Origin of the sequence: Alkanindiges hydrocarboniclasticus, assembly GCF_001982605.1 — a bacterium.
GTDB lineage: Bacteria > Pseudomonadota > Gammaproteobacteria > Pseudomonadales > Moraxellaceae > Alkanindiges > Alkanindiges hydrocarboniclasticus.
This window is the reverse complement of the sequence record NZ_MLCN01000014.1, coordinates 129,252-144,285: the sequence shown is the minus strand read 5'-3', so window position 1 is coordinate 144,285 and position 15,034 is coordinate 129,252. Positions and strand designations below refer to the sequence as shown.

Annotated in this window: 14 protein-coding genes; 10 read left to right on the top strand and 4 right to left on the bottom strand. The window is 48.5% G+C overall.

Annotation, left to right across the window (positions count from 1 at the left end):
* Positions 1-632 precede the first annotated feature (632 nt).
* The gene (guaA, locus tag BKE30_RS06630; RefSeq protein ID WP_076877807.1) at positions 633-2,234 is read right to left on the bottom strand and encodes a glutamine-hydrolyzing GMP synthase; all 1,602 of its coding nucleotides are present in this window, start codon (positions 2,232-2,234) and stop codon (positions 633-635) included.
* A gap of 217 nt (positions 2,235-2,451) precedes the next feature.
* On the opposite strand from guaA, the gene BKE30_RS06625 reads away from it, so the two are divergent.
* Positions 2,452-3,705 carry a D-amino acid dehydrogenase gene (locus BKE30_RS06625; protein WP_076877806.1) on the top strand — a complete coding sequence of 418 codons (1,254 nt, stop codon included), beginning with the start codon at positions 2,452-2,454 and terminating at the stop codon, positions 3,703-3,705.
* Positions 3,706-3,742: 37 nt separating this feature from the next.
* On the opposite strand, the gene BKE30_RS06620 is transcribed toward BKE30_RS06625, so the two are convergent.
* Positions 3,743-4,867: a fatty acid desaturase family protein gene (locus tag BKE30_RS06620; protein WP_076877805.1), complete on the bottom strand. Its 1,125-nt coding sequence runs from the start codon at positions 4,865-4,867 to the stop codon at positions 3,743-3,745.
* Positions 4,868-4,945: 78 nt separating this feature from the next.
* Complete coding sequence (locus BKE30_RS06615; RefSeq protein WP_083698467.1) at positions 4,946-6,112, bottom strand: ferredoxin reductase; 1,167 nt, start codon at positions 6,110-6,112, stop codon at positions 4,946-4,948.
* 121 nt (positions 6,113-6,233) lie between these two features.
* On the opposite strand from BKE30_RS06615, the gene fabR reads away from it, so the two are divergent.
* From fabR to BKE30_RS06590, 5 genes are all read left to right on the top strand, one after another.
* The gene (gene fabR / locus BKE30_RS06610; RefSeq protein ID WP_076877803.1) at positions 6,234-6,890 is read left to right on the top strand and encodes an HTH-type transcriptional repressor FabR; all 657 of its coding nucleotides are present in this window, start codon (positions 6,234-6,236) and stop codon (positions 6,888-6,890) included.
* A 191-nt stretch (positions 6,891-7,081) separates the two neighbouring features.
* On the top strand, positions 7,082-7,726 hold the full coding sequence (locus BKE30_RS06605; protein ID WP_076877823.1) for a DedA family protein: 645 nt from the start codon (positions 7,082-7,084) through the stop codon (positions 7,724-7,726).
* A 302-nt stretch (positions 7,727-8,028) separates the two neighbouring features.
* Positions 8,029-8,190 carry a DUF1328 domain-containing protein gene (locus BKE30_RS06600; protein ID WP_026472217.1) on the top strand — a complete coding sequence of 54 codons (162 nt, stop codon included), beginning with the start codon at positions 8,029-8,031 and terminating at the stop codon, positions 8,188-8,190.
* Between the two features lie 370 nt (positions 8,191-8,560).
* Positions 8,561-10,060 (top strand): flavin-containing monooxygenase, encoded by a 1,500-nt coding sequence (locus tag BKE30_RS06595; protein WP_143253669.1) that lies wholly within the window; start codon positions 8,561-8,563, stop codon positions 10,058-10,060.
* A gap of 135 nt (positions 10,061-10,195) precedes the next feature.
* Positions 10,196-10,939, top strand: a complete 744-nt coding sequence (locus tag BKE30_RS06590) for a dienelactone hydrolase family protein (RefSeq protein ID WP_076877801.1) — start codon at positions 10,196-10,198, stop codon at positions 10,937-10,939.
* Positions 10,940-11,068: 129 nt separating this feature from the next.
* On the opposite strand, the gene BKE30_RS06585 is transcribed toward BKE30_RS06590, so the two are convergent.
* Positions 11,069-11,518, bottom strand: coding sequence for a hypothetical protein (locus tag BKE30_RS06585; RefSeq protein ID WP_076877800.1), 450 nt, complete (start codon positions 11,516-11,518; stop codon positions 11,069-11,071).
* Positions 11,519-11,632: 114 nt separating this feature from the next.
* On the opposite strand from BKE30_RS06585, the gene mutY reads away from it, so the two are divergent.
* From mutY to BKE30_RS06565, 4 genes are all read left to right on the top strand, one after another.
* The gene (gene mutY, locus BKE30_RS06580) at positions 11,633-12,685 is read left to right on the top strand and encodes an A/G-specific adenine glycosylase (protein WP_076877799.1); all 1,053 of its coding nucleotides are present in this window, start codon (positions 11,633-11,635) and stop codon (positions 12,683-12,685) included.
* A 189-nt stretch (positions 12,686-12,874) separates the two neighbouring features.
* A complete protein-coding gene (locus tag BKE30_RS06575) occupies positions 12,875-13,516 on the top strand; it encodes a type 2 periplasmic-binding domain-containing protein (protein WP_143253668.1) in 642 nt (213 codons plus the stop codon).
* 39 nt (positions 13,517-13,555) lie between these two features.
* Entirely contained in the window at positions 13,556-14,290 is a 735-nt protein-coding gene (locus BKE30_RS06570) for a hypothetical protein (RefSeq protein WP_143253667.1), read from the top strand.
* A gap of 133 nt (positions 14,291-14,423) precedes the next feature.
* Entirely contained in the window at positions 14,424-15,023 is a 600-nt protein-coding gene (locus tag BKE30_RS06565) for a M23 family metallopeptidase (protein WP_083698466.1), read from the top strand.
* The last annotated feature ends 11 nt before the right edge of the window (positions 15,024-15,034 follow it).

Genomic DNA, 15,034 nt, shown 5'->3' with positions numbered 1-15,034 from the left:
ACATTTCACCTTATTTGAATAGAATTAATTCATCTTATGTTTCTATATTTTTAATTCTCTTAATATGTTACACATTTATTTTTACACAAGGGTATTCATCACAACAGATGTTACTTATAGGTATGATATTTTTTATCATCGTTTCTGGTAATAATATTTTTGGGATTTTAGATAATGTTGGATTGAAGTTTCTTGGTGAGATAAGTTATAGCATTTATCTTTCTCATGGATTAGTATTGTTTTTAGTATTCACGCAGTTTTCTTTATTATCTCTCAAAGACTTGAATATCTATTATTATATATGTCTACTGCCTATGATATTTACCTTAGTATATATTTTTTCTATAGCAACTTACACTTATATTGAAAAGCCATTTCTATATAAGTCTAAGTAAGATTAAGCTACCACTAACTTATGATTTAGATAATATAAGGGTTCAAAACAAATCTTGTTTTGAACCCTTATAGCTAATTATTTCTGAACTCTCTAGCCCTTAGCATACAAGCTGAGCGGGTAAAACTGGCACGGAGCAGTGCTCCGTGAAATCCCAGTGCTGCCGCGAGCATATGAGGTGCATTGCACCGCAAGGGCGTAACTTCGGCTGAAAGCATTGCTTTCAGAAACCCCGAATTTACTCCCATTCAATCGTTGCGGGTGGCTTGCTACTCACGTCATATACTACGCGCGATACTTCCTTGATCTCATTCATGATGCGGTTGGAAATGGTTTCCACCAGATCATACGGCAAGTGAGCAAAACGCGCGGTCATGAAGTCAACGGTTTCTACCGCACGCAGCGCAATCACCCACGCATAACGGCGGCCATCACCCACCACGCCTACCGATTTTACCGGCTGGAATACCGCAAAGGCCTGCGCGGTTTTGTCATACCAGCCACTGGCACGCAGCTCTTGCATAAAGATGTCATCGGCACGGCGCAGAATGTCGGCATATTCCTTTTTCACTTCACCTAGAATCCGCACACCAAGGCCCGGCCCCGGAAATGGATGACGGTAAATCATGCTGTGTGGCAGGCCCAAGGTGGTGCCCAGCTTGCGCACTTCATCCTTAAACAGGTCACGCAATGGCTCAACCAGATCAAAGGCCAAGTCGTCCGGCAAGCCGCCCACATTATGGTGCGATTTGATTACATGCGCCTTGCCATGCTTGGTGGCCGCTGATTCAATAACGTCGGGATAAATGGTGCCCTGTGCCAGAAACTTCACGCCTTCGAGCTTGCGGGCTTCTTCGGTGAATACTTCAATAAATTCGCGGCCAATAATCTTGCGTTTTTTCTCAGGATCAGCTTCACCCGCCAAGGCAGTCAGGAAGCGCTGCTCGGCATCGGCACGAATCACCCGAATGCCCATGTTTTCAGCAAACATTTGCATCACCTGATCACCTTCATGCAGGCGCAGCAAACCATTGTCTACAAACACACAGGTCAGTTGGTCACCAATGGCCTTGTGCAGCAGCGCAGCAACCACGGAAGAATCCACGCCACCGGACAGACCCAGCAACACTTTTTCCTCAGCAATTTGTTCACGTAGTTGCTCGACACGCAAGTCAATAATGTGTTCCGGTGTCCATAAATTACCGCAACCGCAAATGCCATGCACAAAGCGCGAAATCAACGCCTCGCCTTGCAGGGTATGGGTCACTTCCGGGTGGAACTGGACGCCATAGAAATTACGGGTTTCATCACTCATGGCGGCAATCGGGCAGCTTGGGGTGCTGGCGCTAATCTGAAAACCTTCTGGCAGCTTGACCACTTTATCACCGTGGCTCATCCACACGCGCAGTTTTTTGGGTTCATCCTCAATACCTGCAAACAGGCGATCCGGGAACTCATGGATCACATCGGCACGGCCAAATTCCTGAAAGTCACTGGACTGCACGTCACCGCCCAGTTGCATGGCCATGGTTTGCATGCCGTAGCAAATGCCCAGTACCGGCACGCCAAGGTTAAATACCACGTCCGGCGCGCGCGGGCTGCCCTCAACCGTGGTGCTTTCCGGCCCGCCAGACAGGATAATGCCGCTTGGCGCAAAGGCGCGAATGTCGTCATCAGACATGTCATAGGCGTACATTTCGGAATATACGCCGGCTTCGCGCACACGACGGGCAATCAGCTGGCTGTATTGCGAGCCAAAATCCAGAATAAGAATACGGTCCCCAGTGATTGACGTATTGATTTGCGCATTAATTTGCGCATTGGGCTGATTAGCAGTCATGGCAGGCGGGCTTCAAATAAAGTGAAAATTTAGCGCGTTATTCTAGCATTTTTATTGGATGGCGCGAAGGCTTGGCACACAATTTGCGCACCACGCACAAAGCCTTACCAAAAGCAGCAGTCCCACAGCATTGTCTTGGCCTGTTTCATGCTACATGTAAGTGATGTCTGAATAATGATTTATGCCTGCCATAAATCATTGATAAGAGGGCAAACTCATGAAAATCATTGTGTTGGGTGCGGGTGTTATTGGCATAACAGCAGCATGGTATTTAAGGCAAAAAGGCTTTGAGGTCACAGTCATTGAGCGGCAGTCCGGGGCTGGTCTTGAAACCTCGTTTGCCAATGGCGGCCAGATTTCGGTATCGCATGCCGAGCCTTGGGCCAATCCGGGTGCGCCCAAAAAAGTACTTAAATGGCTAATGAAAGAAGATGCGCCGTTATTATTTCGCCTGCGTGCGGACCTGTTGCAATGGCGCTGGGGCATGCAGTTTTTAAGGGAATGTACACCGGAGCGAACCCGGCACAATATTATTCAAATTGTTAATCTGGGCACTTATTCACGTCGCGCCCTACAGCAGCTTAGGCGCGACACTGGGATTCACTATGATGAATTAAGCAAGGGCATTTTGCATTTTTATACCAGTGAACAGGAATTTGCAGAGGCATTGGAACCCGCTAAAATCATGCGTGAATTTGGCTGTGACCGCCATGTGATTAGTACACAGCAAGCCATTGCACTGGAACCTGCTTTGGCATCTATTCAGCACCAGATTGCTGGTGCCACCTATACCGCAGCAGATGAATCCGGCGATGCGCATCAGTTTACCCAAAATCTGGCCAGCCTGTGCGCTGCACAAGGCGTGCAGTTTTTGTATAACAGCAGCATTGTGGCGCTCAATAGTGATGGCCAGAAAATTACCGGTGTCCGAACTAAAAGCGATCAGGGCGAACAAACCTTCACAGCAGATAATTATGTGCTGGCGCTGGGCAGTTATAGTCCGCAACTGGTTAAACCGCTGGGTCTGGACTTGCTGATTTATCCAGCCAAGGGTTATTCAGCCACCTTCCCGATTATTCAGGCCGATAAAGCCCCCAATGTCAGCCTGACTGATGATGAATTCAAGCTGGTATTTTCACGGCTGGGAGACCGCTTGCGGGTTGCTGGCACCGCTGAATTGAATGGCTATAGTACCGAACTGAATGAGGTACGCTGCAAGGCCATTACCCGGCGTGTGATGCTGTTATTTCCTGATGTTGTTGATATTGACCGGGTGCACTACTGGACAGGCCTGCGCCCGGCAACGCCATCCAACGTGCCGTATATTGGCCGCTCAAAAATTACTAATCTCTGGCTGGATACCGGGCATGGCACACTGGGCTGGACGCATGCCTGTGGTTCGGGCCGGGCACTGGCTGATATTGTGGCCGGGCAAAAACCAGAGGTAGATTTTGCCTTTTGCGGCTTATAACGCTGGGGAAAACCCAGCGTCTTCCCTGTTTTAATGATTAAACCGCTTGCACCACCTGTGCCATTTTGGGCTGACTGGGCAAACTGTGTCGTAAAATCCGCCACAGTACCTGTCCAAACTGTTTACTAAAGCGACCGGTATTGTAATGAATTCCATAACGCGCACAGATTTCCTGTACCTTAGGTGCAAGCTCGGCATAGCGATGGGCCGGAATATCCGGAAACAGGTGATGCTCAATCTGGTGGCTCAGGTTGCCAGACAGCAAATGTAACAGCTTGCCACCACTTAAATTGGAAGAACCGCGAATCTGGCGATAATACCAGTGACCGCGGCTTTCGTTTTCCACCACAGATTTGGGGAAAAGTTCGGCATCTTCGGTAAAATGACCACAAAAAATAATGCTGAATGTCCACAGATTACGCATGCCATTGGCAGCCAGATTACCCAAGAACACCGGAATAGCCATGGGTCCGGCAATGGCTGGGAAAAACACGTAGTCCTTGAACAGTTGCTTGATAATCTTTTGCTTGGTAGGTTGCCAGCGCGCCATAAATTCCTGCTTGCTCATGCGGCCTTGCAGGTATTTGCCAATTTCAAGGTCCTGAATGGCCACGCCCCACTGGAACAGCATGGCCAGTGTCAATGCATACAGCGGCTGGCCCAGATAAAACGGATGCCAGCGCTGCTCGGGGAAAATACGCAGCAAACCATAGCCCACGTCATCATCCATACCTTTGACATTGGTATAGGTGTGGTGCTTAAAATTATGGGTTTTACGCCAGTTATCACTTGTGCCGACAGTGTCCCACTCGTAGCTTTTGCCTTGCAGGGCCGGGTCATTCATCCAGTCATACTGGCCATGCATCACATTATGCGCCAGTTCCATGTTTTCCATAATCTTGGCAATACCCAGCAAGGTGGTGCCAGCCAGCCAGGCCGGTGGAAACCAGCCTAAAAACAGCAGGCCGCGGCCTGCCATGGCGGTGTAGCGCACGGATGCCACAATCTTGCGGATATACTTGGCATCATGCTCACCAAGCTCACTTAAGGTTTGCTGGCGCAGGGCATCCAGTTCCATAGCCAGCATATCCAGCTCGGCAGCATTTAAAGAACGGCTCTTTTGGCCTTGGGGAAGCTTGAATCTTGGCTTTTTTAATAACATGGCACGGTATCCTCTTTCATATTCTGTGTAGCGCTTTTCAGTTAGCTTTTAAGTGGTGGTGCAAGGGCAAACAGTGGCTTAAATATCCAGTACCAGATTGCTGCGCGCCCGGCTCACACAAACCCGTAAGGCCGGGTTTTCATCCTGTTGCTGTTCGCCGGAAATCAGGTGCTCGGTAGTGCCGGACACCTTAGGGCAGGCACAGGTATTACACAGGCCCATGCGGCAACCGCTGGGATGGTTAATGCCTTCTGCCTCCAGTGCAGCCAGAATGGACTGGCCTGTAGGAATGGTTAAGATACGCTGCTGTCGTTGCAGGGTAATTTGTACGGTTTCATTATCGTGAGCATCAGGCCTGATTTGTGGCGGCGAAAAAGCTTCGGCCTGAAACGAGGCCACCTGGGCTTGCAGGATTTGCTGCGCGTTACTCACAAAACCGGATGGCCCGCAGGCCAACACATGGCTATTGCTCAGGTCTTCCTGCTGAGAAAAATGGCTGGTATTAATGCGGCCTGTGTATTCATGTGGCTGGCTTTGATTTTGCTGGGTTAAATAAACATGAAGGGAAAAATTCGGCTGGATTTTGGGCAATGCCAGCAATTCATCGATAAAACAGGCTTCCTCACGGCTGCGCACCCAATAATGCAGTTGCACCACTTGTTTGCTGGGCAATTGCTGGGCTGCATATTGGCGCAACAGGCTGATCATGGGGGTAATGCCACTGCCTGCGGCCAGCAGCAACACTGGGTGTTGTTGTGCAGGCCACTGAAAATCACCAAACGGCTGGCCCAGATACAACACATCCCCTTCACGCGCTTGCAGGCATAACCAGTTGCTTAAGCGCCCGCCTTCTATCTGTTTAACCGTGATTGCCAGTAAGCCAGGCTGCTCAGCCACGCTGCTGGTACTATAACTACGGGCAATACGCACGCCATTAATATCGGTAGCTACTGTAATATGCTGGCCTGCCTGCGGCATAACCACATGCCGGTTGGGTTTTAAAATCAGGGTTACACTATTACTGGCTGCTTCTGTACGCGCCACAATTCTGGCCATGGGCTGATTGATTGACCATAGCGGATTCAGCTTGCTGGCCCAGAAATTAACGGTGTTATGGTCGATTACAGCCTCTGCAAAACCGGCCAAGCGCTGCCATGTAGTCAACGTGGCATTTGATGACATTACACGTGTTGAGCGGGTAACTGGCAACTTGCTATGGGGTGAAGCAGACAGGATTTTAAGCATGAAAAACCTTGATAACTGTAAAACAGGCTAGTTATTATACATACGTATAGACAGTTGTATATTATCTTTTCCTGTTTTTTGTCTTTATAATGAAACTGACCTGTTAACTTGCCTGCCATTCATGGAATTGCCTCATCCTGCTGCCACTGCTGCTGAACTGGAAAAACGTACCCCGCAGGGCCGCAGGGTTTCTATTAGCCGTGCAGAAATTATTGATGCTGCCCTGCAATTGCTGGGGCCGCACCGCAGTGTGTCAAGCTTAAGCCTGCGCGAAGTAGCCCGGGAAGCCGGAATTGCGCCCAATAGTTTTTACCGGCATTTTCGTGATATTGACGAGCTGGCCATTGCCCTGATTGAACAGGCTGGTAGCGCCCTGCGCAGCATTATTGGCACAGCCCGGCAACGTGCCTCGCGTGAACGCAGTGTGGTGCAAACTTCAATGGAGGTCTTCATGGAACAGTTGCGGGTGGAACAAAGTAACCTGCAATTGTTATTGCGTGAGGGCAAGGTGGGTTCAGCCGCATTCAAGCAGGCTGTCGAACAGCAACTGTGCTTTTTTGAAACTGAGCTCAAAGAAGATCTGGTACGGCTGGAACAGTTGCATGGCAACCAGTTGTATGCGCCTGATTTAGTGGCCAAGGCCATTACCCGGCTGGTGTTTGCCATGGGGGCCAATGCCATGGAACAGGATACCGAAAGCCAGAACCGCATCCTGACCCAGACCGTGGACATGATTCACATGATTATTGCTGGTTCACGCCACATGGCAGTCCGCTAAGCAGGCTTGCTGGCCCGGTGTAGTCCTGCGGCCCAACCAGTTGGCTATGCTTAGTCCGGGCTTTCCACAGCCACCATTTACAACCGCTTATTAAGCCAGTCTTATTTATTTTGTATTCGTCCGGACAAGTTAATGACAGTCCGGCAGACTATTGCTAGCATCTGATGCAAATTTTGCCTGACTCTGCCCGAATGGAACTGATTGATTTTATCCTGCATGTTGACCAGCACCTGCTTGAATTTGTTCGTGATTACGGCACATGGATTTATGCCATCCTGTTTTTGATCATTTTTGTAGAAACCGGCCTTGTGGTAATGCCACTCCTGCCCGGTGACAGCCTGCTGTTTGCAGCCGGTGCCATTGCTGCAACCGGTGCCATGGACCCGGTACTGCTCAGCATCCTGCTCTTTATTGCGGCCGTTATGGGGGATTCGCTTAATTATCAGGTGGGCCGTTATATTGGTCCGCGCGTGTTTAACATGAACCTGCGTTTTATCAAGCGCGACCATTTGCTAAAAACCCAGTCCTTCTTTGAAAAGCATGGGGGCAAGACCATTATTTTTGCCCGCTTCCTGCCAATTATCCGTACCTTTGCCCCCTTTATTGCCGGGGTCAGCCACATGCATTATCCCCGTTTTTTAATGTTTAACGTGCTTGGCGGGGCAGCCTGGATTTTATCGTTTATCTGGCTGGGTTTTTTCTTTGGCAACCTGCCCATCATCAAGGATAACTTCACCTACGTCATTTTTGCCATTATTGGCATCAGCATGCTACCTGCTGTGCTGGAAATGCTGCGCCAGTACTGGCCAGCGACAAAGCACAAGACAAAAAACTAGTCATATTTTGATACAAAACCGCTAAGCTCTACAGTATCTCAGTGGGTGGATTATTTTAGTTGGGTTAAGCTGTGCAAACGGCTGCCCTAAAGTGTTCACCTCCTGTAAGCTTTGTTCACTAACAGATTTCATTATATTTTATTTTAACCAATTGATAATAAAAGTTTTTTAGTAAAAACCAAGGATGTATCTGTTTATTTCAGGATGCAACATAAGGGTGCAAAACCGAACACAAATTAAACAGCCCATTTTTTTTAAGCGCTTATATTAAAAAAACAAATTTTATAAATGGAGAATTTATCATGTTTCGTTGGGCAATCATTTTTGCAGTTATCGCCTTAATTGCAAGTTTGTTAGGTTTCGGTGGTGTAGCAGGCTTGTCTCAAGACTTCGCTATTATCTTCCTGGTGGTGGCTATTATTCTGGCTGTAGTGGCCTTTGTTAGCCGCGGTAGAATGCCATAAACCGTACTTATCCTTAACACAGGATTCCTTACAGGGAGTGGCTTACATTCCTTTGTAAACCCGACAAAAAAGCGACCACTGAGTCGCTTTTTTGCGATTTGTGCTTTGCTATACACGTTATCTCTTCACGTGCAGGGCGTCATTTGTAAGGGTCTCATTTTTAGGTGTTGTTACTGTCATTGCGCCATACCTGCCATTAAACTTTGTGGCTAAAAAGCTGTTTTTGTCATAACACTGCATGTAATTGGCAAAGAATACCGCCTATCCCATAAAAACGATGCTTTCGGATTTTGAAGATTGCCAGCAGGCATGCCACTATGCTTTTAATGCACTTTCTACAGATTCTTAATAATAAATCCTGAGAGACATGATGAAAAACTTTGCTAACTTGTCGGCCAGCCCCTGTTATGAAGTGATTGTGATGGGCGGCGGCTTTGCAGGACTGGGGGCCGCCATTCAGCTCAAACAAGCCGGTATTGAAAACTTTGTGCTACTGGAAAAAGCGGCTGAGCTGGGCGGTGTATGGCGTGAAAACACCTATCCCGGCTGTGCCTGTGATGTGCCATCCAGCCTGTATTCCTATTCGTTTGCGCCCAATCCGCACTGGAGCCGTGTGTTTGCAGGACAGGCCGAAATCAAGCAATACCTGCAACACACCGCCGAGCAATATGCGGTAATGCCGCATGTCCGCTTTGGTCAGGAAGTCTTATCCGCACACTGGTCGGACACCACCGACTGCTGGACTGTTGCCACCACGCAGGGCGAATTTTGTGCGCGCTTTGTGATTATGGCCTGTGGCCCCATGCATGAGCCGGTGTTCCCCAAGGTAAAAGGTATTGACAGCTTTAGCGGTGAGATTTTTCATTCCTCGCGCTGGCGGCATGATATTGATTTAACGGGCAAACGTGTGGCAGTAATTGGTACGGGTGCTTCGGCCATTCAGTTTGTGCCACAGATCCAGCCCAAAGTAAAACAGCTCAGCGTGTTCCAGCGCACGCCGCACTGGGTATTGCCCAAGATGGACAGCAGCCTGCCTGCATCGGTACAGCAGCTGTTCCGCTTCCTGCCCTTAGCCCAGCAAGCCATGCGCAGCACGGTATATGCTATTTTTGAAACCCTGAATGGTGGCATGCAAAGCAAGGCGGCCATGCAGCAGTTTCAGCGGCTGGCCCGCTTTAACCTTCACTATGCCATTAAAGACCCAGCCCTGCGTCGTAAGCTAACTCCCGGTTATGTGATTGGCTGCAAACGGGTGCTGCAATCCAATGACTGGTATCCGGCACTGGCACAGCCCAACGTTGAGGTAATTGCCAGTGGTTTGCAGGAAATTCGCGGCAACACCCTGATTGCGGCTGATGGCAGCCAGATTGAGGCTGATGTGATTATTCTGGGTACAGGCTTTGAAATTGCCGAGCCACCAATTGCCCAGCGTATCTATAACCGCCATGGGCAAAACATGGCAGCCGTATGGCAAGGCAGCCCAGAAGGCTATATGGGCACCATGGTGGCCGACTGCCCCAATGGATTTTTGATGTTTGGCCCCAATATTGCGGTTAGTTCCTCGGCATTTATTATTATTGAAGCGCAACTGGGCTATATCATGGATGCAATCCGGCAGGCTCGCCAGCATGACATTCGCAGCATTGAGCCAGACCCGGAACGTATTGCAGCCTTCAATAGCCGCGTGCAGGATGCCTTAAAAAATACCGTCTGGAACAGCGGCGGATGCAGCAGTTATTTTATTGACCGTAATGGCCGTAACAGTACAGTGTGGCCGTGGACGACCTTTAAAATGCGCCAGCAGCTTAGCCATTTTAATTTAAATGAATACCTGCTGGATCAGCATGCCGGTGAAGTGGCGGAAAGCTGACAAGATGGTGACGACAGATATTAAGGTAACATTTTCAATTCAAAAAGGCCCAGTAAACTGTACTTGCGTCATGCTGTTACTGGGTAAACTGTTGGCCGTTTTGTTGAATAAAAACAGCTTACTGGAGGGTTATCCATGACACAGCCTGCAATTGTATCACGTGAACTTCGCTATACCTCACCTGAAGGCACCACACTGGTTGGCCACCTGGCATTGCCCAAGGAAGTCAAAGGCACTGTTCCCGGCATTGTCATCTGCCCGGAATGGTGGGGACTAACGCCTTATCCCAAGCAGCGCGCCGAAGAACTGGCCTCACAGGGCTATGCCGCGTTGGCGATTGATGTGTATGGCAATGGCAAGGTGACTGATCAGGCCAGTCAGGCCAATGAATGGATGAGCGACCTGCTGGCTGATCAGGAATTGCTCATGCAACGTGCCAAGGCCGGGCTTGATATTCTGGCCGCACAGCCAGAAGTGGATGAAACCCGCATGGCGGCCATAGGCTTTTGCTTTGGGGGCAAAATTGCACTGGACATGGCACGCGAAGGCTATGACCTCAAAGGCGTGGTCAGCTTTCATGGCAACTTAAGCCCCAAACTGCCGGCCAAGGCGGGTCAGGTCAAGGCTGAATTACTGATTGAACATGGCGCAGAAGACAGCATGGTTTCGATGGAAAGTCTGGAACAGTTCAGACAGGAAATGGATGCAGCACAGGTACGCTACCATGTGGATGTGTATCCGGGTGCCAAGCATGGCTTTACCAATCCGGTGGCTGATGACCGTGCCCGTGTTAATGGCATTGATCTGGGCTTTAATGCACAGGCTGCCGAGCAATCCAGTCAGGCCATGCTGGCATTTTTTGAACGTATTTTTAAATAATTTTAGTTGCTTAAAAATAATAGACTTAGTGAATTGATTAAAAAAGTGGCTCTGCTTAAAAGCAGGGTCTTTTTTCACTTCACTGATATTAAATTTTAATAGCCACCCTCTAACCACTCATTAATTTCCTTATACTCCAATAAGGATGGCCAAAGCTCTAGAAATTGCTTTAAAAAAAACTTCTAACTTTAAGATGATATGCTCTAAATCCTCAATTTCACAACACTTTGAACCCCACCGCGTTGTACTCGATGGAAGCATAGGTTCACAAGTGATATAGCAGTTTTTATAATGAGGAATAAGGATAATATTCGTTTCTACTCCTTGTTCATAAAGACTTATGATAGCCTTATCACCTAATTTTAAATGATTGATAGCACTTGGAACTTGCTCCAAAAAAACCACTAAATCAGGGCTTACATCAACATTCCACGCTATATCGTCACAAACAAATAATTTAAATTTTGCTGTTTCTGCTAATTGATCACAGGCATCTATTAAAAGCTCTCTATAATCAGTGTCATATGGCTTTTTAAAGTGGTGGGAACTCGTGGCTAAATTGGTTAAAAACATATTCATGGATAGCAACCTTATTAACTCGTAATTGTCCTTGTGGGTTGACGTTTTGCCCCCATTAATAGTCTGAATTTTATCATCAAGCCCAAAACAGGTGCTGCCCGCTTGAACCCGATTATGACCGACCAATCTGCCGATTTTGCCACTCGCCTGCTGGACTGGTTTGACCAGCATGGCCGCCATGACTTGCCGTGGCAGGTTCGCGATTATCCAGACAAGCATCCATACAAAGTGTGGGTATCGGAAATTATGCTGCAACAAACGCAGGTCAAAACGGTGCTAAATTATTTTGACCGCTTTATGCAGCGGTTTCCCAGCGTGGAAAGTCTGGCGCAGGCCAGCTGGGATGACGTAGCTCCATATTGGGCCGGGCTTGGTTATTATGCACGGGCGCGTAACCTGCACAAGGCCGCACAGCAGGTGGTGGCACAGGGCAGCTTTCCGCACACGCTAGAAGGCTGGATGGCACTCTCGGGTATTGGCCGCTCTACCGCTGGTGCGCTGATGTCGCTAGGCTTGCAGCAGTATGGCGTGATTATGGATGGCAACGTCAAGCGGGTGCTCAGCCGTCATCAGGCGATTGCAGGCGACAGTATGTCTAGCCCAGTAGTGGCACAGCTTTGGCAACTGGCTACCGTCTTGACCCCGGTGCAGCGCAATGCTGACTACACGCAGGCCATTATGGATCTGGGTGCCACCCTGTGTACCAGCAAGAAACCTTTATGTCTGTATTGTCCGGTGCGTGAGGACTGCAAGGCCTACCAGCAAAACCGGGTACTGGAATTTCCGCAAAAAAAGGCAGCCAAAGCCACGCCTGTGAAACACGCGGTCGTCATTATTATAGAACATGAACAAACCGGGCAATGGTTATGGCAGCAACGCCCAAGTGAAGGGTTATGGGGTGGCCTGTATTGCCTGCCGATTGTTGAGCAAACTGAGCTGGCTGCATTTCAAGCCCAGTTTTCACTCACCACAGGATGCAGCTTACCAACGGTTAAGCATTCCTTTACTCACTTTAGCTGGTTTTTAACACCGCAGGTATTTAAGGTCAATGCTGCCCAACATGATGCATTACAGCACTATTTTGCGGCTAGCCAGTGGCTGGATAAACAGCAGGCAATGGATAAGGGCCTGCCAAAAGCCATGCTGAAGGTGTTAGGACAGTGTTAAAGACGACCTGAGAATGACAAGAAGTTGTTTACAAGAATTAAAATTTATTAACTCAACTTTACATTAAATTTAAAATTGCTAAACTTGCGCTATAAATTCAAGCGCTTGTTAACCATGAAAACTCATAAAAATTCTAATGGCCTTCTGTTGAATATTTTGCTCTGCATCAGTTTGTTTTTTAGTAATTTATTGATATCACAGCAGACATTTGCCATTGAAGAAACCACACAACTATTTAGTTATAGCCAGTGGTTTGACCCTACCTCTGACTCAGAAGACGGCAGTGAGGCTTATCTGGATGCCAAACGCGATAACGGTGCGCCGTGGGTCTTTTATTATTATATTGCAGCGCTCGAAAATGGCGGCGGCGATACCCGCTTTGAAGCCATGCCGCAAGGTATATTTGTCAATGTCGCAGATGTACACATTGCTTTTAACAGCAAGTCCATGGCTAAGGGTGAGCCTAAAAAATTCTCTGTATTTCAGACGCTGCTTTCGCAACAACTCCCGGATGCGCATGTGCTGATTGAAAGCCCGGATTTAAGCCGGTTTGCCCCAGAGCAGTTACGCTCCCAGAGCCTGCTGAAATTTTATAACTATGGCGAATTATTACGGGCGCCCAGCAGCATTGGCATCAACCTTACTCACACAGAAAACCTGACCCCGGTTGCCCTGTATGCCATTGCTGGCCAAGGCCCGGTGCCCGAAGAAATCCAGCAGTTTATTGACCAGACCAGAGGCTCATGGTTTCAGCGCTACCGGCATATTATTTATTCAGTATTGATTGCAATGGCAGCGCTTTACGGGTTTTACCGCTATGCCACGCGTTAATCAAACCTTAATATATTCATTAAAATCAGAGAGATCAGAATGACAATTTTATTGAGGATGTTTAGCCTCGGGGTGCTGTTCAGCCTGTTTTGCCAACTGGCTTATGCAGGACTGGAACCCAAGGTTCTGGGCTTTAAACAAATTACAAACTTGAGCAGCGCTGCACCCAGCAGTGACAATACGTTGCTGCTCAACAACCTCAATCCAAATCTGGGAGTATGGATATGCCTGTATTATGTGGGGTTAAAACAAGGCGACAGTCGTGAGGCTTATCACCAGCTTGCCCTGCAAAGTGATGACCTTTTATTGTCCAGTAACCCGCAGCAGATCAAGCTGATTGCTGATAACCTGCCCAGTCCACAGGACTTTGCACTGGATGAAAACGATGATGTGGCCGATCTATTGGACAGTCAACTGGATGTCACGATTCCTTCGCTGGTACTGCCCATAGACTTTAACCGCAAGAAAATCAGGGTTTATAGTACCACCACTGACTATACGCAAAGTATTGATGCAGATGGCACCTTAAAGCTGAGCCTCGTGAGTCAGGCCCAGCAGGATTTTAAGCCGCTGGCGCTGTATGTAATTGTCGGTCAAGGCGATCAACCCGAGGAACTCAGTAGCCTTACCAGTGTGAATGCACTGATGCCAGGCGATCCTGGTGCTAAAAAAGCCCATCAGATGGCCATGCGTGAAGCATTTGATCCCAAACTTAAACTGCTGCTTATGATTGTGGCTTTTTGTGGCCTGCTTTACATGTATAAAAACAAATAATCCGCTGGTTAATTAATCCCATAGCCAATTGGCAGCGAATTGTTTGCCTGCTGCCGTATTGAAGTGATGGCTGGTTTTTCATTATCGGGTTATCCTCATAGTTGATTAGTCTTTAGTGGAAAACCATGCGCTTATGAAGGATCATGTACTGACGCCGCGCTGGCCGACCTGGTCAGTTGATCATACTTTTAGTTTTTTTAGTCAAATCCTGCTGCTGCTTGGCCTGAGCATACTGGCAGGTTGTACGTCCACCCCCAAGAAAACCCCCCTGCCTCCAGCAGCGCAGGCGCAAATTAATGCCTTGCGTACTGTTCCCTTGCCGGAGCGCCTGCCCATACCAGTCAAGGGAATCAAGGCGGCCAAGCTCACCAACACTTGGGGAGCAGCACGCAGTCAGGGACGCAGCCATGAAGGCATTGACATCATGGCCGAGCGTGGCACCAAGGTGCTGAGTGCCACCATGGGCGTGGTGGTCGACATGCGCAATAACAATTTAGGTGGAAAAGTCATCTGGATTGCAGGCCCGGCAGGTAGCTATCATTATTATGCGCACCTCGACAAGCACAAGCGCGGCCTGAACGTTGGTGACCGGGTAAAGAAAGGGCAGGTAATTGGCTATGTGGGCAATACCGGCAATGCTCGGGGCGGCTCTCCTCATTTGCATTATGGGATTTACTTAAGTGGCAAGGGCCGTGGTGCCGTGAATCCTTACCTGTATTTGTTCAAATCGTAAGGGTCAGGCCT

Excerpts from the sequence above, each read along its gene's own strand:
- guaA (WP_076877807.1), bottom strand. The coding sequence starts at position 2,234 with ATGACTGCTAATCAGCCCAATGCGCAAATTAATGCGCAAATCAATACG.
- BKE30_RS06625 (WP_076877806.1), top strand. The coding sequence starts at position 2,452 with ATGAAAATCATTGTGTTGGGTGCGGGTGTTATTGGCATAACAGCAGCA.
- BKE30_RS06620 (WP_076877805.1), bottom strand. The coding sequence starts at position 4,867 with ATGTTATTAAAAAAGCCAAGATTCAAGCTTCCCCAAGGCCAAAAGAGC.
- BKE30_RS06615 (WP_083698467.1), bottom strand. The coding sequence starts at position 6,112 with ATGCTTAAAATCCTGTCTGCTTCACCCCATAGCAAGTTGCCAGTTACC.
- fabR (WP_076877803.1), top strand. The coding sequence starts at position 6,234 with ATGGAATTGCCTCATCCTGCTGCCACTGCTGCTGAACTGGAAAAACGT.
- BKE30_RS06605 (WP_076877823.1), top strand. The coding sequence starts at position 7,082 with ATGGAACTGATTGATTTTATCCTGCATGTTGACCAGCACCTGCTTGAA.
- BKE30_RS06600 (WP_026472217.1), top strand. The coding sequence starts at position 8,029 with ATGTTTCGTTGGGCAATCATTTTTGCAGTTATCGCCTTAATTGCAAGT.
- BKE30_RS06595 (WP_143253669.1), top strand. The coding sequence starts at position 8,561 with ATGAAAAACTTTGCTAACTTGTCGGCCAGCCCCTGTTATGAAGTGATT.
- BKE30_RS06590 (WP_076877801.1), top strand. The coding sequence starts at position 10,196 with ATGACACAGCCTGCAATTGTATCACGTGAACTTCGCTATACCTCACCT.
- BKE30_RS06585 (WP_076877800.1), bottom strand. The coding sequence starts at position 11,518 with ATGAATATGTTTTTAACCAATTTAGCCACGAGTTCCCACCACTTTAAA.
- mutY (WP_076877799.1), top strand. The coding sequence starts at position 11,633 with ATGACCGACCAATCTGCCGATTTTGCCACTCGCCTGCTGGACTGGTTT.
- BKE30_RS06570 (WP_143253667.1), top strand. The coding sequence starts at position 13,556 with ATGACAATTTTATTGAGGATGTTTAGCCTCGGGGTGCTGTTCAGCCTG.
- BKE30_RS06565 (WP_083698466.1), top strand. The coding sequence starts at position 14,424 with ATGAAGGATCATGTACTGACGCCGCGCTGGCCGACCTGGTCAGTTGAT.